The sequence below is a fragment of the Cellulomonas sp. GbtcB1 genome, from assembly GCF_019091725.1.
Lineage (GTDB): Bacteria > Actinomycetota > Actinomycetes > Actinomycetales > Cellulomonadaceae > Cellulomonas.
In genome coordinates, this window is sequence record NZ_JAGXJG010000396.1 from 1 (window position 1) to 248 (window position 248).

1 protein-coding gene is annotated in these 248 nt (G+C 78.2%); it reads right to left on the reverse strand.

All coding sequences use genetic code 11. The annotated features are described in order from the left end of the window. Positions 1 to 247 (reverse strand): Na+/H+ antiporter NhaA (locus KVT14_RS20815; protein ID WP_306795884.1); only part of this gene is annotated, 247 nt, incomplete at its 3' end. Position 248 lies beyond the last annotated feature (1 nt).

Sequence of the window (248 nt, forward strand, 5' to 3'; positions counted from 1 at the left end):
GGTGCGCCCGGTCGCGCGCCGCGAGGGCCGCCCCGCCGAGGACCGCGGCCGTCGCCGACGCCAGCAGGATCGCGACCTTGAGGTGCTCGTCGTGGGCGCTGCCGGCCCCGAAGGCGAGCCCGCCGATGAGCAGCGAGACGGTGAACCCGATGCCGGCGAGCAGGCCGACCGCCCCCACGTCCCGCCAGTGTAGGTCGGGGGCGAGGGTGGCGCGGGTGAACCGCGCGACCAGCCACGTCGCCGCCAGG